Origin of the sequence: Pseudactinotalea sp. Z1748, from assembly GCF_049725185.1 — a bacterium.
Classification (GTDB): Bacteria; Actinomycetota; Actinomycetes; order Actinomycetales; family Beutenbergiaceae; genus CALKWS01.
In genome coordinates this window covers 344,621-362,178 of record NZ_JBMPQB010000001.1, presented here as the reverse complement: position 1 = coordinate 362,178, position 17,558 = coordinate 344,621, and the positions used below count along the sequence as shown (strand labels likewise).

Annotated in this window: 18 protein-coding genes; 9 read left to right on the top strand and 9 right to left on the bottom strand. The window is 69.6% G+C overall.

Annotated elements, in window-relative coordinates; all coding sequences use genetic code 11:
- The first annotated feature begins 107 nt into the window (after positions 1 to 107).
- The 4 genes from ACO0LU_RS01770 (at position 108) to ACO0LU_RS01755 (ending at position 4,545) form a co-directional block, all read left to right on the top strand.
- Entirely contained in the window at positions 108 to 1,529 is a 1,422-nt protein-coding gene (locus tag ACO0LU_RS01770; protein WP_424789708.1) for a sensor histidine kinase, read from the top strand.
- A complete protein-coding gene (locus ACO0LU_RS01765) occupies positions 1,526 to 2,347 on the top strand; it encodes a response regulator (RefSeq protein WP_424789707.1) in 822 nt (273 codons plus the stop codon). Before ACO0LU_RS01770 ends, ACO0LU_RS01765 begins: the two co-directional genes overlap by 4 nt.
- Positions 2,348 to 2,485: 138 nt before the next feature.
- Positions 2,486 to 3,394: an ABC transporter ATP-binding protein gene (locus ACO0LU_RS01760; protein WP_424789706.1), complete on the top strand. Its 909-nt coding sequence runs from the start codon at positions 2,486 to 2,488 to the stop codon at positions 3,392 to 3,394.
- A complete protein-coding gene (locus ACO0LU_RS01755) occupies positions 3,391 to 4,545 on the top strand; it encodes an ABC transporter permease (RefSeq protein ID WP_424789705.1) in 1,155 nt (384 codons plus the stop codon). The genes ACO0LU_RS01760 and ACO0LU_RS01755 overlap by 4 nt, the downstream gene beginning before the upstream one ends.
- A gap of 131 nt (positions 4,546 to 4,676) precedes the next feature.
- Here ACO0LU_RS01755 and ACO0LU_RS01750 read toward each other — a convergent pair whose 3' ends face one another.
- Positions 4,677 to 5,663, bottom strand: a complete 987-nt coding sequence (locus ACO0LU_RS01750; RefSeq protein WP_424789704.1) for a diaminopimelate dehydrogenase — start codon at positions 5,661 to 5,663, stop codon at positions 4,677 to 4,679.
- A 444-nt stretch (positions 5,664 to 6,107) separates the two neighbouring features.
- Between ACO0LU_RS01750 and ACO0LU_RS01745 the strand changes: the two genes are divergently transcribed.
- From ACO0LU_RS01745 to ACO0LU_RS01735, 3 genes are all read left to right on the top strand, one after another.
- On the top strand, positions 6,108 to 7,226 hold the full coding sequence (locus ACO0LU_RS01745; protein WP_424789703.1) for a hypothetical protein: 1,119 nt from the start codon (positions 6,108 to 6,110) through the stop codon (positions 7,224 to 7,226).
- Between the two features lie 157 nt (positions 7,227 to 7,383).
- The gene (locus tag ACO0LU_RS01740) at positions 7,384 to 8,004 is read left to right on the top strand and encodes a ClpP family protease (RefSeq protein WP_424789702.1); all 621 of its coding nucleotides are present in this window, start codon (positions 7,384 to 7,386) and stop codon (positions 8,002 to 8,004) included.
- Complete coding sequence (locus ACO0LU_RS01735; RefSeq protein ID WP_424789701.1) at positions 8,001 to 8,588, top strand: ClpP family protease; 588 nt, start codon at positions 8,001 to 8,003, stop codon at positions 8,586 to 8,588. The genes ACO0LU_RS01740 and ACO0LU_RS01735 overlap by 4 nt, the downstream gene beginning before the upstream one ends.
- A 41-nt stretch (positions 8,589 to 8,629) precedes the next feature.
- On the opposite strand, the gene ACO0LU_RS01730 is transcribed toward ACO0LU_RS01735, so the two are convergent.
- Positions 8,630 to 8,908 carry a helix-turn-helix domain-containing protein gene (locus ACO0LU_RS01730; RefSeq protein WP_424789700.1) on the bottom strand — a complete coding sequence of 93 codons (279 nt, stop codon included), beginning with the start codon at positions 8,906 to 8,908 and terminating at the stop codon, positions 8,630 to 8,632.
- 277 nt (positions 8,909 to 9,185) lie between these two features.
- Positions 9,186 to 9,929, bottom strand: coding sequence for a hypothetical protein (locus ACO0LU_RS01725; RefSeq protein ID WP_424789699.1), 744 nt, complete (start codon positions 9,927 to 9,929; stop codon positions 9,186 to 9,188).
- A gap of 138 nt (positions 9,930 to 10,067) precedes the next feature.
- Between ACO0LU_RS01725 and ACO0LU_RS01720 the strand changes: the two genes are divergently transcribed.
- Complete coding sequence (locus tag ACO0LU_RS01720) at positions 10,068 to 10,766, top strand: TetR/AcrR family transcriptional regulator (protein WP_424789698.1); 699 nt, start codon at positions 10,068 to 10,070, stop codon at positions 10,764 to 10,766.
- 120 nt (positions 10,767 to 10,886) lie between these two features.
- Here ACO0LU_RS01720 and ACO0LU_RS01715 read toward each other — a convergent pair whose 3' ends face one another.
- Both ACO0LU_RS01715 and ACO0LU_RS01710 read right to left on the bottom strand, forming a co-directional pair.
- Positions 10,887 to 12,512 carry a LuxR C-terminal-related transcriptional regulator gene (locus ACO0LU_RS01715; RefSeq protein WP_424789697.1) on the bottom strand — a complete coding sequence of 542 codons (1,626 nt, stop codon included), beginning with the start codon at positions 12,510 to 12,512 and terminating at the stop codon, positions 10,887 to 10,889.
- A gap of 32 nt (positions 12,513 to 12,544) precedes the next feature.
- Positions 12,545 to 13,642: a flavin-containing monooxygenase gene (locus ACO0LU_RS01710; protein ID WP_424789696.1), complete on the bottom strand. Its 1,098-nt coding sequence runs from the start codon at positions 13,640 to 13,642 to the stop codon at positions 12,545 to 12,547.
- An 86-nt stretch (positions 13,643 to 13,728) separates the two neighbouring features.
- Here ACO0LU_RS01710 and ACO0LU_RS01705 point away from each other — a divergent pair, with 86 nt between their 5' ends.
- The gene (locus ACO0LU_RS01705; RefSeq protein WP_424789695.1) at positions 13,729 to 14,406 is read left to right on the top strand and encodes a methyltransferase domain-containing protein; all 678 of its coding nucleotides are present in this window, start codon (positions 13,729 to 13,731) and stop codon (positions 14,404 to 14,406) included.
- Between the two features lie 106 nt (positions 14,407 to 14,512).
- On the opposite strand, the gene ACO0LU_RS01700 is transcribed toward ACO0LU_RS01705, so the two are convergent.
- Genes ACO0LU_RS01700 through ACO0LU_RS01685 form a run of 4 tightly spaced genes read right to left on the bottom strand, consistent with a single transcriptional unit; the run spans position 14,513 to position 17,547 of the window.
- Positions 14,513 to 15,250 (bottom strand): ABC transporter permease, encoded by a 738-nt coding sequence (locus ACO0LU_RS01700; RefSeq protein WP_424789694.1) that lies wholly within the window; start codon positions 15,248 to 15,250, stop codon positions 14,513 to 14,515.
- 10 nt (positions 15,251 to 15,260) lie between these two features.
- Positions 15,261 to 16,139, bottom strand: a complete 879-nt coding sequence (locus ACO0LU_RS01695; RefSeq protein ID WP_424789693.1) for an ABC transporter ATP-binding protein — start codon at positions 16,137 to 16,139, stop codon at positions 15,261 to 15,263.
- Complete coding sequence (locus ACO0LU_RS01690; protein WP_424789692.1) at positions 16,136 to 16,912, bottom strand: SDR family NAD(P)-dependent oxidoreductase; 777 nt, start codon at positions 16,910 to 16,912, stop codon at positions 16,136 to 16,138. Before ACO0LU_RS01690 ends, ACO0LU_RS01695 begins: the two co-directional genes overlap by 4 nt.
- Positions 16,909 to 17,547 carry a TetR/AcrR family transcriptional regulator gene (locus tag ACO0LU_RS01685; RefSeq protein WP_424789691.1) on the bottom strand — a complete coding sequence of 213 codons (639 nt, stop codon included), beginning with the start codon at positions 17,545 to 17,547 and terminating at the stop codon, positions 16,909 to 16,911. Before ACO0LU_RS01685 ends, ACO0LU_RS01690 begins: the two co-directional genes overlap by 4 nt.
- Between the last annotated feature and the right edge of the window lie 11 nt (positions 17,548 to 17,558).

Sequence of the window (17,558 nt, the reverse complement as noted above, 5' to 3'; positions counted from 1 at the left end):
CAGGCGCTCCACGGGCACGGGCGTGGACCACCCCCGGCGGCCTCCACCTACCGGCCTCCGCCCCGAGGCGGAGGAATCCCCGCGTACCCGCCGCTACCGTTGGGCTCATGAGCGCACCGGCCACGTCGGGCACCTCCCCCGCTAAGGCCTCCGATGTGACGCCCGAGCGCCCCCGGGGTGAACTCGGCGCGCCCAGCACCCCTCGCCCATGGCAACGCCCGCCGATCACCCGGACGCAGTGGCACAACGACGCCTTCGCGTCTCTGGCTCTGTTCGCCGTCGCCCTGCTGTCGATGGCTATGCACCGAGCCGCGCAGATGCTCCCCGAACCCGCCGCACCCGTGATCTCGGTGCTCACGCTGGCTGCGGTCACCCTCCCGCTGGCCTGGCGCCGGCGGTACCCGACCACCGTGCTGATCGTCCTCTCCGCGGCGTTCGTGGTGCTCGGGGAGGCGATGGTGCCCGAGACGCTGGTGACCAATATCGCGCTGTTCCTGGCGTTGTACACCGTCGGGGCCTGGGTTTCGGACCGGCGCCGAGCGCTGATCGTGCGGCTGATCGTGGTGGCCGTGATGTTCAGCTGGCTGCTGGTGTCCTTCTTCCGGGTGGCCACCGACCCGCCGGATGGGGAGACGGTGGACTTCGGGGCGGGTTCACTCTCGCCGCTCGCTGCGTTCATGCTCATCCAGTTGTTCATCAACGTGCTGTACTTCGCCGGGGCGATCTGGTTCGGCAACCACGCCTGGAAGGCTGCCTGGGACCGGGATCTGCTGCTCCAACGAGCCCATGAGTTGCAGGCCGAGCGCGCGCTGGTGGAGGCCCAGGCCGTCACCATCGAACGGATGCGGCTTGCCCGTGAACTACACGACGCAGTGGCGCACCACATCTCTCTCATCGGGGTGCAGGCCGCGGCCGCGCGCACACTGCTGGACCGGGACACCGCCCGGGCCGTCGGCGCTCTGGAAAACGTGGAGCAGTCGGCTCGAAACGCGATCAGCGAACTCCAAACCCTGCTCGGCACCCTGCGGGCCGAACCCGACGACGGCGTCGGTCCGGGCAGCGCAGATCCCGTGGGCTCCCTGGGCGTGGAGCGCATTCCCGACCTGATCGAGGACGCCCGGCACGGCGGCCTGCAGGTGCAGTACCAGGTGATCGGTGAGCCGGTGCCGATGCGCCCACTGGCCTCCCTAAACCTGTACCGGATCGCCCAGGAGGCCCTGACCAACGCCCGCAAACACGCCGGCAACGACGCCGGCGTCGACGTGCGGCTGCGCTACCTGCCCGAGGCGGTGGAACTGGAGGTGGCCGATGACGGCGCGGGCCGGCGGCGACGCCCGGTCCGGCCCGGAAGCGGCGGTCTGGGCCTGGTCGGGATGCGCGAACGGGTCGGCACCGACGGCGGCACCCTGCACGTGGGCCCGCGCCGTGAGGGCGGGTTCCTGGTGCGTGCCCAGGTGCCGCTGACCCCCACCGCGCTGACCGCCGACGAACACAGATCCCCCGACGACGAACAGGAACCATCCGCATGAGCAGTCCGGCCGAGCACGAGGCACCGGCAGGCGACGCGGGGGTGCGGGTGGTGCTCGTGGATGACCAGCCGCTGCTGCGCGAGGGCATCGCTACCATCCTGGACGCCCAACCCGGCATCACCGTGGTGGGGCAGGCCTCCACCGGGGCCGAGGCACTGGAGGTGGTGGCCGGCACCGGCCCGGACGTGGTGTGCATGGACGTGGAGATGCCCGGGATGAACGGCCTGGAGGCCACCCGGGCGATCATCGCCGCAGACCCCGGCGGGCCCAAGGTGCTGGTGCTGACCACGTTCAGCCGGGAGGACTACCTGCTCGAGGCGCTGCGCGCCGGCGCCAGCGCGTTCCTACTCAAGACCGCCCGGCCCGAACAACTCGCCGATGCGATCCGCTCGGTGGCCGACGGCGACGCCCTGCTCTCCCCCGAGGTCACCCGGGCGATCATTGAGCGGGCGGTCTCCGGCGGGGCCCTGGACGGGGTGAGTCCTGGCCGGGCCGGCCCGGCTGCCCAGGCGGGTTCCGCCGTCGGCCATCCCGCCACCGGCCGGGGCGATGCCGGCGCCGATCCGCTGGCACCGGCCCGCGGCGCCGGTGGCAGCGCGGCCCTACCCGCGGCCGCGGGTGACCTGACCGAACGCGAACGGGAGGTGCTGGCGCTGGTGGCCCGCGGCATGTCCAACGACGAGATCGCCGCCCACCTGGTGATCGGGCGCGCCACGGTCAAGACCCACGTCTCCAACCTGCTGATGAAACTGCACCTGCGCGACCGGGTCCAGGCCGTGGCCTTCGCCTACCGCCACGGCCTGGCCGGGCAGGACTGACGACGCCCTCCCTCCCCCGCGGGGTGGAGACCCGAAAGATCCACCTGACGGCCGAAGCGGCACCGGCCGGTGGCCTCATAGCCTCGGTGTCATCGACGGGCGCACACGGTGCCCGCATCAGCAGTGACGGGGTGAGGCATGCTTCAGGTAGAGGGCATCGACCGCTTCTTCGGCGACCACAAGGTGCTGGACAACGTGTCCTTCGGCGTCGAACGCGGCAAACTGACCGGATTCGTCGGGGGGAACGGCGCCGGTAAGACCACCACGATGCGCATCATCCTGGGGGTGCTCAGCGCCCACGCCGGAACGGTGACGATGGACGGTCAACCCCTCGACGGCGGTGGACGGCGGTCTTTCGGGTACATGCCCGAGGAGCGCGGCCTGTACCCGAAGATGAAGATCGCCGAGCAGATCGGCTACCTGGCGCGGCTGCACGGCTACGACCGGGACGGCGCCAACACCCGGGCCCGGGATCTCCTGGAGCGGCTGGGGCTGGGTGAGCGGGCCGATGACCCGCTGGAGGCACTGTCACTGGGTAACCAGCAGCGGGTGCAGATCGCCGCCGCCCTGGTGCACAACCCGGACGTACTCATCCTCGATGAGCCGTTCTCCGGACTGGACCCGATGGCCGTGGAGGTGGTGCTGGGCGTGCTGACCGAGTACGCCGAACGCGGGGTGCCGGTGCTGTTCTCCTCCCACCAGTTGGACGTGGTGGAACGCCTCAGCGACAGGCTGGTGATCATCGCCGGCGGCAAGATCCGCGCCGACGGCACCGCCGAGCACCTGCGGGAGGCCTTCGGGGTGCGCCGTCACCGGATCGTCACCGTCCGCGACGCCGGCTGGGTCCGGGAGGTCCCGGGCGCCCGGGTGCTGGAGCTGGACGGTGCCACGGCCTTGTTCGAGGGCGGGGACCAGGTTGCCCAGCAGGTGCTCACCCGGGCGATCGCGACCGACACCGTGCTCAGCTTCGGGCCGGTGCACCCCTCGCTGAGCGAGATCTTCAAGGACGTCGTCACCGACGAGGAAAGCAAGGAGCAGGCAGCATGAGCACGCTGACCACCCCCACCCGGTCCGACCGGCCCACCAGGTTCCAGACCACCGGGGCCGAGGGTCCCGAGCGACTGTCCGCCCCGGCGGCCTCGCTGCTGGTGGCCGAGCGGGAGATCACCACCCAGGTCCGCACCAAGTCGTTCATCGTCTCCCTGATCGTCACCCTTGGGCTGGTGCTGGCCGGGATTGTGGCATCGGGCTTCTTCGGTGACCGCATCGGCTCGGACACCCCGGTAGCCGTGGTCGACGGGGCCGGCGCGGAGTTGGACAACGTGGACGGCTTCGAGGTGACCGCCGCGGCGGACGTGTCCCAGGCGCAGGACCTCGTCCGCGCCGAGGAGGTGGACGCCGCCATCGTGCCCGATGAGACCTCCCCGGTGGGTGTGCGCGTGATCGCCCTGACCGACCCGCCCACCGAGGTGCTGGGGGCGCTGTCGGTGCAACCGGAGGTGGAACTGCTCGACACCACCACCTCCCGCGGTTTGCAGATGCTGGTGGCGGGGATCTTCGGGTTCCTGTTCATGCTGTTCGCGATGGGCTCGGGCGCCATGATCGTGCAGAACACCGTGCAGGAGAAGCAGTCCAGGATCGTGGAGATCCTGCTCTCGGCCGTTCCCGCGCGGGCCCTGCTGGCCGGGAAGGTGATCGGCAACAGCGTGCTCGCGGTGGGACAGACCGCGGCGATCGGTGCGGTGGCGGTGCTCGGGCTGTTGCTCACCGGTCAGAGCGACCTGCTGGACCTGCTCACCGGGCCGATCGCATGGTTCGTCATCTTCTTCCTGTTCGGATTCGTGCTCGTGGCGGCGATGTTCGCCGCCGGGGCCTCCCTGGTCTCCCGCCAGGAGGACACCGGCGCGGTGATGATGCCCACGATGATGCTGGTCATGGCCCCGTACTTCGTGGTGATCATCCTCGGGCAGAACAACCTGGCGATGGCGATCGCCTCCTACATCCCGTTCAGCGCACCGGTGGCGATGCCGGTGCGGTTGTTCATGGGCGATGCCCTGTGGTGGGAGCCGCTGCTCTCTCTGGGCGTGCTGGCCCTGGCCGCCGGGATCGTGATCGCCCTGGCGGCCCGGATCTACTCCGGTTCGTTGCTGCGCACCGGGGCGCGGGTATCGCTGCGATCGGCCCTGAAAGGCGACTGATCGCATAGATTGTGAAGACGGTCCGGGGTACAGACCGTGTGGAGCCGGTGGTGCGGGGCTTCCGCCACCACCGGCTCTGCGCATGCCGCACCGCGGCCCGGCGACAACGTGGTGGACTCAGACGGGCGGACTCAGAGCAGTTCGGCGCGCAACTGCTCCACCGGGGTTGGCGAGAGCAGCGCCGGCGGCACCTCCAACACGGTCTGCGCCCCGATCACGCCCTGAGTGTTCAGCCGGGCCGCAGCGCGGGCGTAAGCCACCAGCACGCTGGCGGTGAACTCGGGGTTGCTGCCTAGTTCCAGCCGGTACTCGATCACCTGGTCGTAGCCGCCACCGGTGGTGCCGCTGCGGATCACGAAGCCTCCGTGCGGCATTGCGCCGTGCTCCCGGCGCAACGTCTCCGCACTGACGAAGTGCACGGTGGTGTCGTACTCGGCGAAGTAGTGCGGCATCGTCACGATCGCCTGCTCCACCTCGGTCTCGTCGGCGCCCTCAGCCAGCACCACGTAGCACTCCCGGCGATGCTTGTCCCGAGTACTCAGTTCGGGCCGGGCACCGGAGCGGACCGCCTCGATCGCGTCGGTGGCCGGGATCGTGTACTGCACACCGGCCGCCACCCCGGGCACCCGGCGGACGGCGTCGGAGTGTCCCTGGCTCAGGCCCTTGCCCCAGAAGGAGTAAGTCTGGCCCTGCGGTAGCAGCGCCTCCCCGAGCAGGCGGTTCAGTGAGAACATTCCCGGGTCCCAGCCCACCGCGATGATCGACGTGGTCCCGGCCGCGCGTGCGGGCTGGTCGACGGCGGCGAAGTAGTCGGGGATGCGCGCGTGGGTGTCGAAGGAGTCGACCGTGCTGAAGTGTGCAGCGAGTTCGGGACCCTGCTTGGGAAGGTCCTCCTTGGACCCACCGCACAGGATCAGCACGTCGATGTCGTCCTTGTGCTCCAGCAACTCCGACCAGGTGAAGACCGGGGCGACGTCCTGGGCAACCTGCAGTGAGGCCGGGTCCCGGCGGGTGAAGATGCCGTGCAGCTTCATGTCCGGGTTCTGCCCGACGGCGGCAGCCACCCCCTTGCCGAGGTTGCCGTAACCAGCGATTCCGATCCGCAGTGGTTGCCTCATCGGCCATCCTTCCCCAGTTGATCCGACGGCCAGGTTACCGCCGCGTCGGCTACTACCAGGCTCTCGGAGCTACTGCTCGGGTTGGCTTCTCTCACGGTCACCGCCGCCGGGACCAGTGGTACACCGGCGTGGACCTCGCCCTCGCCGCCGCCACCGCGATCGCCGCCACCGTAACCGGCGAACACCTCCGGCGGTAGACGCCCGACACGTTCCGCGCGCGACTACGCCTGGGCGATGCTGTTCAGGACGTCGATAATTTCGGGCGTCGTGCGGGTGTCGCAGGTACGCTCGTGCCGTGCTGAGTTGGCAGCGATTTCGGGACCCCCGGCCGGGATATGACGGCGGGGTAGTCCATGGTGCGCTCGTAGTGCACTAGGTCTCCGCACGTACGGCCGGGGAAGTTCCCTTCCTCCTCCAGCCTGCAACCGTTTCGGAGACCCCCTCATGGTGCATGAGACCTACCTGACTCCTGACCAGCTCTATCGCGCTCTCAACATGCGCGACCTCACCGATCCCGCTCAGGGCGAGCACGCCATCCAGGTTCTGCTCGGCGCGGTGGTGAGCGCGTTGCAGTCCGCGTGGGGTAATACGACCCGCTACGTGCGCACCCCGCCCGTCGTCGCTGTGAACGAGAATTACGACCGCCTGGGTTACAACCCCGAGGACGTCACTCGCGACCGCCGGTACACCCGCTACGTCAGCCGCACTGCGATGCTGCGCAGCCACACGAGCGCGGACATTCCCACCGCACTGGAAGACTATGCAGGGCGTTCGGCAATCGATGAACTCATCGTCGTGCCGGGACTGGTCTACCGTCGCGATGTAGTCGATCGCAGCCACGTGGGCGAACCCCACCAGGTCGACCTGTGGCGCCTCCGCGACGCCCCTGACACCAGCGACGAGGACATGCTCGCCATGATCGACCACCTCGTCACGGCGGTCCTGCCCGGCGCAGAATCCAGGGTCACAGACGCGATCCACCCCTATACCGTGGGCGGCAGACAGGTCGACGTCCGGCTGAACGGTGAGTGGCTGGAACTGGCCGAGTGTGGCCGCATCCACCCCGAGGTGTTGCGCGGCTCGGGCCTGGACCCGCGACGATGGTCCGGCCTAGCGCTCGGCATGGGGTTGGAACGCGCGCTGATGCTGCGCAAGTCCATCCCCGACATTCGGTACCTGCGCGCACGCGATCCGCGTATCGCCGCCCAGATGCTCACCCTTGATCGGTGGAAGCATGTCTCACCGCTACCACCGGCCCGCCGGGACATCTCCATCGTTGTCGACGACGACGAGGACGAGGAAACCCTCGGTGACCGTATCCGCGCCGCGATAGCCGATGATGTCGAGGTCCTCGAATCCGTCGAGATACTGGATCGCACCGCCCACGACAGCCTCCCCAGTGCTGCTCGGGAGCGTTTGGCGATCCGGCCCGGCCAGAGCAACATGCTCGTGCGGATCATCCTCCGACCGATCGACCGGACCCTGACCTCACAGGACGCCAACGCTCTTCGGAACACGATCTACCGCGCCGTGCACAAGGGTCCAGTGATGGAACTCATCTGAGATCCCGGCTGGCCCGCTTCAGGCCTATCCCCGCGCTGCACCTTGGGGTTTCCGACGACCGGGCCAAGACACGCTGCCGGCGGCTGACTGCTCTGAGCGGATCCGCTCTGGGCAGCATCGGCAGCGACGGGTGAGCGCCGGCAGGCACAGTGCTGGCATGAGCGAACATCACCCACCCCCGTTATTCGACCACCGCGCCAGGCGCCGTCTGTACGAGCAGCGGGTCCTGGTCCTGGACGGCCCGCTGGACGATGACAACGGCACCGTCCTGACCACCCAACTCATCGCACTGGCCGCCGAGGACGCCTCCACCGACATCGCCCTCTGGATCCACTCCCCCGGCGGATCGGTGCCCGCGATGCTCGCGATCCGCGACATCATCCGACTGACCCCGTGCGACGTGTCCACCCTGGCCCTCGGCGTCGCCTACAGCGCCGGGCAGTTCCTACTCTCGGCGGGCACTCCGGGCAAGCGACGGGCACTGCCGCACGCCCGGATCCTGATGCACCAGGGCTCGGCCGGCATCGGGGGTTCGGCGATGGATATCGAACTGCAGGCCGGCGACCTGCGCCACACCCGGGACACCGTGCTCAGCCTTATCGCCCAGGACACCGGCCGTCCGCTGGAGGAGGTGTTCGCCGATTCCCTGCACGACCGCTGGTTCACTGCGGCGGAGGCACTGGAGTACGGCTTCATCGACGAGGTGGTCCAGGCCTTCGACCACGTCGCCCCACCCGGGCGTGCGCGCGCCGGGTTCGTTGGGGGGCGGTCCCGATGAGTAGTTACACCATCCCGAACATCATCGTCCGCCACCCGCGTGGGGAGCGGGTCATGGACGTCTACTCCCACCTGCTCACCGAACGGATCATCTACCTGGGCACTGCCCTCGATGCCGGCGTGGCCAACGTCATGATCGCCCAGTTGCTGCACCTGGAGGCGGATAACCCGGAGGCAGACATCCAGATGTACATCAACTGTGATGGCGGTGACCCCAGCGCGATGCTGGGCATCTACGACACCATCCGCTTCATCCGCCCCGACGTCGCCACCAGTTGCGTGGGGCAGGCGGTGGGTGCCGGCGCGGTGCTACTCGCGGCCGGTGCGGCCGGGAAGAGGATCGCTCTGCCGCACACCCGCGTCATCCTCCATCAACCGGCCGCTCAGGGGAAAGGTTCGATTCCGGACCTGATCCTGCAGGCTGATGAGGTGGTGCGCATCCGTACCCAGATGGAGTCGATCCTGTCCCGTCACAGCGGTCGGGATGTCGACACCCTGCGGGCCGACACCGCCCATCACCGCGTGTTCGACGCCACCGGTGCACGCGACTACGGACTGGTCGATGAGGTCGTCGAGGGGCGATAGGCCCCGGCGTGCTTGCACCGACGGCGCGTGGCCAGGGGTCCTCAAGCGGCCAGCATCAGCCGCACCTGTGCCGGCGAAGTCCCCGAGGCGTCCGACCGGGCGGCGCGGGCGGCGCCCAGCCCCTCCGCCACACCCAGGGTCAGGTCCAGTAACGTCATCCCCAGCGCCGCGGCAACGGCAGCGAGCATCTCACTGGAGGGCTCTTTGATGCCGCGCTCCATCTCCGACAGGTACTGCGGTGAGACCCCCGCTCGTTCTGCCGTCTCACCCAGCGTCTGGCCGTGGGCGTGACGGGCGCGGCGCAACTGCTCGCCTGCCATGTGCCGCCACAACGGCTCGGGGCGTCGTAGTGGTCTGCGGGACTCGGGCCATGGTGATGGTCCGCGGGACGAGGGGCCCTGGCGGTGCGGGCGAAGCGGGTTCGTGATCTCGGCCATGGTCCAACGTAGAACGCCCGCACCCGGCGTGGCGGCTCTTCTGCCCAGAGCAGAAGACGCCGGCATGCCTTGGATGACGTGCTCGGCCCGGGGGGTGGCGAGGCTTCGCGCCCGGATCACGGGCTGAGTCCACTGCCAGTTCGACGTCCCTCCACGTCGGCTACCTGGGACCGGTGGACGCAGGTCGTCGGGTCTGTCCAACGCCGAACGCGAACCGCCGAATGCGCCCGGAGTTGGCTGTCCGACCGAACAGGGACATCCCGAGCAGGACCAATCCGATGCCAAGCACCAATCCGTGGCCAATCCGCCCCGCCGCGGGGACGAAGAACTGCGGGAGGTAGGTTGCCAGGCCGAGTCCGGCCAGCAGGCCACCCCATCGCGCCAGTCCAGCACCAGGCCGGGTGGAGACGATCAGCGCAATCCCTGCCCCGGCGAGTGCGAGCAGGCCCACCCCGAACATCGTCATCGGCACCGGCGCCAGCCGGAAGGACTCGACCGCGGCAAGCACCTCCACATCACCGACAGTCAGGGCGTGCTCACCGGCGGCGCCCAGGGCGAAGGTCTCCGCGCCGTAGTAGGGCAGCACCAGCACCGACCCGAGCCAGGCGAGCGCCACCGTCGCCCGGGCCGCACCACCGGCCCGACCGGCTTGCCCCGCATCGGATCGCACAGCACCGTCGGACAACCCCGGAACGGCCTGGCGCTCCCACACCAGGAACGCCGGCGCGAGCAGGATGAAGGCGACGATGCCGAACATGTGGGAAATCAGCCACGCCGGCGAGGCCCAGGCCGCCGCCCCGGCCATGGTGATCTCGTCCTCAGCGTATGGCCGCAGGATCGGGTACATCGCGAAGAGGGCGCCGGCGGCGCCGAGCGCTGCGACTCCCCATCGGCTACTGATCATCGGTCGTCCTTCCATAAAACTTCCACAAACTGTGAGCAGTGCTCTCTGACTGTCGTCAGCGTAAAGGCTCCGGCGCAAATCTGGAAGAGCATTGATCACATTCGTGACAACCGATCACACCTTTGTGAGAATCAGACCATGACCACACCCGGCACCGAGGCTTCGACGACGCGCCCTCTGACACCACGGGCGCGTGCGCGAGCGGACGCGATCTCGCGGATCAAGGAACTGGCGTTGGCACAACTGGCCGATTCCGGTCCGGCCTCACTCTCGCTGCGCGCGATCGCGCGTGAACTGGGCATCGTCTCCTCAGCGCTGTACCGGTACTTCCCCAGCCGCGACGCTCTCCTGACCGCGCTGATCGTGGACGCCTACCAGGATCTGGCCACCACCCTTGACCATGCCGCCAGGGACCACCGGCCGGCCCAACGCTGGATGCAGATCTGCATGGCGCTACGTCGGTGGGCGCACGAGGAGCCCCACCGGTTCGCGCTGATCTACGGCACCCCGGTGCCGGGCTACGCCGCACCGGCCGAGACCATCGAGCCGGCGACACAGGTCATGGCTCAGTTCCTGCAGGTGGCCGCCACCGCCACCGGCCCGGTGCCCGACGATGAGCCGCCGTCGGCTGCCCTGACCGAGCAACTCCACCGGCTCACCGAGGCATTGCAGAGCAACATCTCACCGCAGCGTGCCCTTGCCGCGGTCGGCGTGATCGGGCAGTTGTTCGGCCTGTTGACGCTGGAACTGGGTGGGCATCTGGTGGGTACGTTCGAACCAGCTGAGGAGCTGTACGCGCACAGCGTGACCACAGGCGCGCAGCGGATCGGCTTGTGACCACGGCGGTGGCGGCAGCGGACACCCACTCGAACACCTCAACGACGGTGCTGGCGGTCACGCGATGAACTTCCTCGCCCGAGGACGCCGGTGCGCACTATCTGCTCCACCGGTGACGGCTCAGACCAGGCCGTGGGTGAAGGCGAACGCCGTAGCGGCGGTGCGGGAGCCGACGTCGAGTTTGGTGAAGATGTTGGATAAGTGCCGGGCGACGGTCTTCTCGCTGAGCACGAGGTCGGTGGCGATCTGGGCGTTGCCGCGTCCGGCGGCGACGAGCCGGAGTACCTCGACCTCACGGGCGGTGAGGCCGGCGGGCAGGCTCGGCGGTGCCAGCAGGTCAGTGACGTCGTCGGCAGCGGGACGGGCCCCGAGCCGGCGGAAGGTCGCGCGGGCCGCCTCGAACTCCCGCCTTGCGGACTGCCCGTCCCCGACGGCGGCCAGCGCGCGCCCGGTGAGGACCTGGGTACGGGCGCCATCGTAGGGCGACTCGGCCCGCGTCCACAGTTGGTGGGCCTTGCGCAGGTAGGGGAGGGCGCCCAGCGGATCGCCGGCGGCCAACTCGACGGCGCCGCAGGCCTGGGCTGCCGCTGCCTCCAAGGACAGGCAGCCGGCGGTCACGGCCAGCGCGTCGAGTTCCCCGGCCCCCTCGCGGGCCCGCTCGACCTCCCCGGAGGCAATCAGGATGTCGACTGCTGCGGGCAGCAGCCGGCAGCGCTGGACAGGGCCCCCGCCCTCGGCCAGCAGCCGGTCGATCACGCCGCGGGCCGCGTCCAGCCCGCCGCGCGCCGACCACAGCAGTGCCAAGCCGGGCTGCGGGTCGTGACCGTGGTCCGCGGCGATCTGGTAGAAGGCGTCGGCCTGCTCCCACTCGCCACGCAGGCGGTGCACGTCGCCTGCCTCGGCGGCGGCCAGGCCGACCGCGTCGGGCGCCCCCACCTGCCGGTAGCGCGCCGTGGCGAGTTCGTACTCCTCCAGGGCAGCAGACCACTCGCCGCGGATCCGCATGAGTTGGCCCCGGTGCACGGCGCACTGGCCGGTGAAGGCGAGCAGACCGGGCTGCGCTGCGCACCAGCGCTCGAGGGCAGCCGTCCACTCCGCCACCCGTGCGAAGTCGCTGATCTCCTGGCAGCCCTCGATGGCCGTGCAATACACGTGGCCGGCGATGATCGGTGACGCCTCACCGGCGATGACGCGCACCATGGCCTCGTCGAGCAGCGCCAGGCCCTCTGTGACCCGGCCGGCGTAGATCGCCATCCGGCCGCGAGCGCAGACGCTCATGGCGATGAGGTCCGGGTCGTGGTGGCGGTGCCCGATCTCGGACGCCTCGTCGGCGGCCGCTGCAGCCTCGGCGTACTCGCCCGTGCCGAGGGCGCGGAACATCCGCAGGAACTCCACCCAGCCACGCTCGGGGCCGTCGCCGCCGAGTTCGGCGAGCAGTGCCTCCGCGCGGGACGTCCAACCGGCGAACATGGCCGGCTCGCCGTGGGTGGCCGAACTCATCGCGAGCCGGAAGGCACATGTCACCGCGCCTGCCGGGTCCTGTTCCTGCTGCCGGCGCAGGAAGGCATGCTGCAACGCGCGCACCGTCTCGGTGTGGCGGCCCATCAACTCCGCGGTGGTGGCGAAGTCCTCGAGGTCGGCGGGCGTGAGGGCCGCGGTATCCGCAGCGGACCAGCCCTCGAACGCGACGTCCCAGTCGCCCCGGGCGAAGGCGTCTCGTGCCTGCTCGAACTCGACGTCGCCCATGACGGGAACCTCCGACCCGATTTTACGGCGCCTCAGTCCGCCGCCGCAATCTTCTCCGAGGCCCGGCGGGCCACGAGATGGTCGACGACGTACTCGGCATCGCGCCCCGCCCCCGCGATGAGCATCGAACTGAACGCGTACTGGAAACTCAGCCCGGCGAAGTACAGCCCGGGCGCCTCGTCGACGACGCCGCGCAACTCGCGTGGGTAGCCGTCCTCGCCGAAGACCGGGATATCGATCCAGTCGTAGACCTGCCGGAAGCCGGTGGCCCACACGACGTTCGCGACGTCGCGCGGCGTGCCGTCGACGACGGGGCGTCCATCGCGCACCTCCTCGACCCGCGAGGTGACCCGCTCGACGCCGCGGACCGCCAGGTCTGCCCGCTTCACTCGGAGCATCGGGCCGCCGTGGAAGCGGATGTGCGGCAGCTGCTTGCGGCCGATCGGAGTGCGGCGGGTGAGGATGTGCTGCCATGCGAAGTGCACCACCGGGAAGAGCAGGTGCATTGCTCGGGAGTCCAAGCGCGGCGGGATCTGCCCGCAGTCACGGCCGGCGAGGATCGTCGGGTGGGTCTGGCCGACCTCGTGGGCAACGTCGGTGCCGGAGTGGCTCGCGCCCACGACCAGCACCGGGCCCTCGCGCAGCTGCCCGGGCCGGCGGTACTCGCTGGAGTGCAGTTGCAGGATGGTGGGGTCGAGCCGGTCCGCGATGGCCGGGACGTAGGGGGTGCGGCCGAAGGTACCGGTGGCGACCACGACGTTGTCGCAGCGGTAGATGTCACCGTCGGTGGTGATGACGCACTGGTCGCCGTGCCGCTCGAGTGACCGGACCCGGGTCCCGAGGACGATGGGAAGGTCGAAGTGGTGGGCGTAGGCCTCCAGGTAGTCACCGACCTCGTCCTTGGTCGGGAAGGTCCACTTCGGGGCGGGGAAGGGCAGTCCGGGCAGGTTGTCGTACTGCGCCGGGGAGTAGAGCTGGAGCGTGTCCCACTGCCGGCGCCAGTTGTCGCCGGTCCGGGAGTTGGCGTCGAGGATGACGAACGGGCGGCCCCGGCGCTGGAGGTGGTAACCGGCTGCCAGGCCCGCCTGGCCGGCGCCGATGATGACGGTCTCGATCTCGTTGGTGTCCATGGCACCGACGCTAGGAGTGGGCCGGGGCGCACCGCGTCGGGCGTCCTGCGCATCGTGCTCCGCAGTGCGAGTGGGTGGAAATACCCATGGTGCGGGCGCGGTCGCGGGTGGAGACTGGGCCCATGGCCGGATGCTGTGACCCGCGGGGCTGCGACCACATGTTCGGGTCTGCCTTCGCCCAGCACGTGGCGAGGCGGTTCCGCCGGCGCGGCCTGGACCCGACCGCGCGCCGGATGGTCGACTTTCTCGCGGCCGACGGCGTCGGGGGCGCCACCGTGCTCGACATCGGCGGCGGCGTGGGGGAGATCGGCATCGAACTGCTGAGACGCGGGGCCGCAACGGCGACCACCCTCGAACTCTCGCCGGCGTACGACGACGAGGCGCGGCGGCTTGCGCGGGAGGCGGGCGTCGCCGACCGGGCGCACCGGCAGGTCACCGACATCGCGGCCGCGCCGGACGAGGTGGAGCCGGCCGACCTCGTCGTGCTCCACCGTGTGGTGTGCTGCTACCCGGACTACGACCGGCTGCTGGGCGCGGCGGCGGAACACTGCCGGGGCCGGCTGGTCTTCAGCCACCCGCCACGCACCCTCATCAGCCGCGGGTTCGTCGCCGCGCAAGGCGCCGTGTTCCGGCTGCTGGGACGCGAGTACCGCGCGTTCGCGCACCCGCCCGCCGCGATGGTCGCAGCGGCGGCGGCCCGTGGCCTCCGGCCGGTGACGGCCGGCTCAGGCCTGGTGTGGCAGATCGCGGGACTGGCGCGCTGAGGGCAGCCGCCCGCCCGCTACGTGGGAGGCCGACCGCCCCTCCTCAAGCAAGACCGGCACCACGGTGAACAGCCCGGGTGAGGGAACTCGCTGGAGAAGCCGCGGATCAGCGGAACCTGCGGCCTTCGTCCCGGCGGTGGCCCCACACCAGGAGCGCCGCGAATACGACCGTCCACACCACCAGGAGCACCAGGGCGAGGGCGTCTGGGGGCTGGCCCATCAGTGCGAACAGCACCAGATCGGTCGCGCCGCGGGTGGGGACGAACGGTGCGATGGTCGCAATCAGGGCCGGCACTTCCGCCGGATCGAAGAACATCCCACCGGCCACCGCAAGAGGCAACGCGCCGACCGTTGCCACGATCAGTGCGGCCCGGAAAGTGAGGAGGTACCCGAGGGCCAGGCCCATCAGGGTGAAGGTGACCACCGTGGCCAGCAAGGCCACGGCAGCCAGCAGGACCTGGCCGATGCTCGCCGTCGCCGCGGTGAAGATCGCGGCCACCGCCACGACAGGCACGATCGCCGCTGCGACCATCGCCAGGCCGGTCAGGAGGTTCGCCGTGATCTCCGGTGCCAACCCTCCGGGCAGGGTTCGTAGGTAGGTACCCCAGGTTGACTCGCGAGTGGCCGAGACGGTTGTGGCGAAGTGTCCGACGCAGCCCAGGAGCACCGCGAACACCATCATTGTGCCGACTGTCGCGGTCATCATTGTGGCATCCGAGCCGACGAAGGGGATGAAGAAGAACAGCATCACAGCGACCGGAGTCATGGTGATCGACAGGAACATCACGGGGGTGCGGATCATCTCGACGAGATAGCGCCGGGTGTAGGTCATGGTCAGTGACATGGAAACTCCCTCAGGCGGCCCGCTCGGTGGAGGTCAGCGCCAGGAAGGCGTCCTCCAGCGACGCGGAGCGGATCTCGATCTCGGTGAAGGGGGCACCGCTGGCGGCCAGCTGGCGCACGAAGGTGGCGGCGTCGTCGGTGAGCACGTGGATGCGTTCGCCCTCCTGCTCGATGCTGTGCGCCGTCGGCAGCTCGGGCAGCCGGGCACCCGTGAGGGTGACCCGTTTGAGGCGGACCAGGCCGCGGACCTCGGACAGCGAGCCGTCGGTCAGTACGCGACCGTGGTCAATGACCACCACCCTCTCGGCGAGTGCCTCGACTTCCTCCAGGTAGTGACTGGTCAGTAGCACGGTGCCGCCGTCGGTGTGGTAGTTGCGAATGCCCTCCCACAGCGCGCGGCGGGCCTCGACGTCCAGACCCGTGGTCGGTTCATCCAGGAACACGATCTCTGGCCTGCCCACAAAGGCAAGCGCGACGGCGAGACGCCGTTGCTGGCCACCGGACAGCCCGCCGACCTGGCGGTCGGTGAACTCGGTGAGGTCGAACCGGGCGAGGGCTTCGGACCGTGTCAGCGGATCGGGGAAGTGGGCGCGAATGAAGTCGACGAGTTCGCCGACCCGCCAGGCCTCGGGCAGGGCCGTCTCCTGCGGTGTCACTCCGATGACCCGGCGCGTGGCCTCGTCACGGGGGTCACCACCACGGAGTTCGACCGTGCCGGAGGAGGGCCGGCGCAGCCCGACCAGCAGATTGATCAGCGTGGTCTTGCCCGCTCCGTTCGGGCCGAGCATGCCTACGATCTGCCCGCTCGGGATCTCCAGGGCGACATCGTCCAGGGCGAGGACATCGCCGTAGCGGCGGCTCAGGTCGGTGGTGCGCACGAGGGCGGTCATGTGGAGATCTCCGGGAGGGTCGCTGTGGGGTCGGCCATGATGCTGGGCGTATCTGGAAAGTCCATCGGCCGGGCGTCGGAATTGGGCACGAGCAGCCAGGCCTGTCCGGTGCGTTCGTCGGCGAGGATGGCCTCGACCGCGTCCGCGGCTCGCTCGGGGTCCAGCACCGCGATGCCGAGCCCTCGGATGTAGGGGGCAGCGTCTCGGAGTATCGGGGTGTCGACGAACGTGGGGCAAAGCGCGTTGATCCGCACGCCGGACTGCTCCAGAACCGGCCCGAGCGAGCGGACCAGTCCGATGACCGCGTGCTTGGTGCCGGCATACAGCGGGTTGATCGGACTCGCGTCCACACCGGCCATGCTCGAGGTGGCGATGATCGTGCCGGAGCCCTGCTTACTCATCTGCCCGAGGGCGGCGTGAACTCCGTAGACGACGCCGTCCTGGTTGACGGCGACGAGTGTGCGGTAGGCGTCCGGGTCGAAGTCCAGCAGCGATCCCTCGGGTTCGCCAAGTCCCGCATTGAGCATCGCGAGGTCCAGCCGACCGTAGTGGCTCAGGGCCGCGGCGACCGCAGCAGTATTGTCGGACAGTGAGCCCACGTCGGTGTGCAGGAACCGGGCATCGATCTCGTTGGCGAGGGCGATCCCTGCCGCGTCGTCGACGTCGGCGATCACGATTCGCCATCCTCGCCGGGCAAGCCGGCGCGCGATCGCGGCTCCGATTCCACCGGCGCCACCGGTGATCAGTGCCACGGGGTGTTCGACCGGCGTCATGAGGACTCCGGTGCGTCGGGGTGGCGGGTGGCTCGTTCGAAGAGTGCGGTGAGATCGTTGATGACCGCATCCAGGTCCAGGTCGGGTTCGGAGAGTCGCGGCGGCACGCCATCGATCACGTTGCGCACCGCCACGGCCATGGTGCGGGGGTCGAAGTCACGGAAATCTCCTGTCGCCTGCCCGTTGCGGAAGAGTTCCTCCAACGGGCCGAGCATCTGGTCGACGGTGTCGGAGTCGTCGGCGGCCGGCAGTTCGTCACGGTCCGCCTGGGTGAAGATCTCCAACAGGGCGCGCATCCGCTCCGGATGGGCTCGCATGTACTCCAGGTTCGAGGAGATGTAGGCCCGCAGCTGGCCCGGGGCGGTGGCCTCGGTACCGATCCGCGGACCCATGAACTCCGCGCCGTCGACGTAGACCCGGGTGACGACCTCGGTGATCAATTCGGCCTTGTTCGCGAAGTGGTAAGAGATCAGGCCGCGACTGATCCCGGCGTGGGCCGCGATGCGAGCCATCGACGCCTTCCGGTACCCGACGTCGGCGATCACCTCGACCGCGCTGGCCACGATCTGGGCGCGTCGCGCTTGCTCGATGAACGATCGTGCAGACTGGCCGTCGTGCTCGTTATCTGGCTGCATGACCAAAGATT

What these genes read in the sequence shown, in the direction of transcription:
- ACO0LU_RS01740 (WP_424789702.1), top strand. Translation starts at nt 7,384, where the DNA reads ATGAGCGAACATCACCCACCCCCGTTATTCGACCACCGCGCCAGGCGC.
- ACO0LU_RS01730 (WP_424789700.1), bottom strand. Translation starts at nt 8,908, where the DNA reads ATGGCAGGCGAGCAGTTGCGCCGCGCCCGTCACGCCCACGGCCAGACG.
- ACO0LU_RS01765 (WP_424789707.1), top strand. Translation starts at nt 1,526, where the DNA reads ATGAGCAGTCCGGCCGAGCACGAGGCACCGGCAGGCGACGCGGGGGTG.
- ACO0LU_RS01750 (WP_424789704.1), bottom strand. Translation starts at nt 5,663, where the DNA reads ATGAGGCAACCACTGCGGATCGGAATCGCTGGTTACGGCAACCTCGGC.
- ACO0LU_RS01700 (WP_424789694.1), bottom strand. Translation starts at nt 15,250, where the DNA reads ATGTCACTGACCATGACCTACACCCGGCGCTATCTCGTCGAGATGATC.
- ACO0LU_RS01705 (WP_424789695.1), top strand. Translation starts at nt 13,729, where the DNA reads ATGGTGCGGGCGCGGTCGCGGGTGGAGACTGGGCCCATGGCCGGATGC.
- ACO0LU_RS01770 (WP_424789708.1), top strand. Translation starts at nt 108, where the DNA reads ATGAGCGCACCGGCCACGTCGGGCACCTCCCCCGCTAAGGCCTCCGAT.
- ACO0LU_RS01735 (WP_424789701.1), top strand. Translation starts at nt 8,001, where the DNA reads ATGAGTAGTTACACCATCCCGAACATCATCGTCCGCCACCCGCGTGGG.
- ACO0LU_RS01745 (WP_424789703.1), top strand. Translation starts at nt 6,108, where the DNA reads ATGGTGCATGAGACCTACCTGACTCCTGACCAGCTCTATCGCGCTCTC.
- ACO0LU_RS01685 (WP_424789691.1), bottom strand. Translation starts at nt 17,547, where the DNA reads ATGCAGCCAGATAACGAGCACGACGGCCAGTCTGCACGATCGTTCATC.
- ACO0LU_RS01760 (WP_424789706.1), top strand. Translation starts at nt 2,486, where the DNA reads ATGCTTCAGGTAGAGGGCATCGACCGCTTCTTCGGCGACCACAAGGTG.
- ACO0LU_RS01710 (WP_424789696.1), bottom strand. Translation starts at nt 13,642, where the DNA reads ATGGACACCAACGAGATCGAGACCGTCATCATCGGCGCCGGCCAGGCG.
- ACO0LU_RS01720 (WP_424789698.1), top strand. Translation starts at nt 10,068, where the DNA reads ATGACCACACCCGGCACCGAGGCTTCGACGACGCGCCCTCTGACACCA.
- ACO0LU_RS01725 (WP_424789699.1), bottom strand. Translation starts at nt 9,929, where the DNA reads ATGATCAGTAGCCGATGGGGAGTCGCAGCGCTCGGCGCCGCCGGCGCC.
- ACO0LU_RS01695 (WP_424789693.1), bottom strand. Translation starts at nt 16,139, where the DNA reads ATGACCGCCCTCGTGCGCACCACCGACCTGAGCCGCCGCTACGGCGAT.
- ACO0LU_RS01715 (WP_424789697.1), bottom strand. Translation starts at nt 12,512, where the DNA reads ATGGGCGACGTCGAGTTCGAGCAGGCACGAGACGCCTTCGCCCGGGGC.
- ACO0LU_RS01755 (WP_424789705.1), top strand. Translation starts at nt 3,391, where the DNA reads ATGAGCACGCTGACCACCCCCACCCGGTCCGACCGGCCCACCAGGTTC.
- ACO0LU_RS01690 (WP_424789692.1), bottom strand. Translation starts at nt 16,912, where the DNA reads ATGACGCCGGTCGAACACCCCGTGGCACTGATCACCGGTGGCGCCGGT.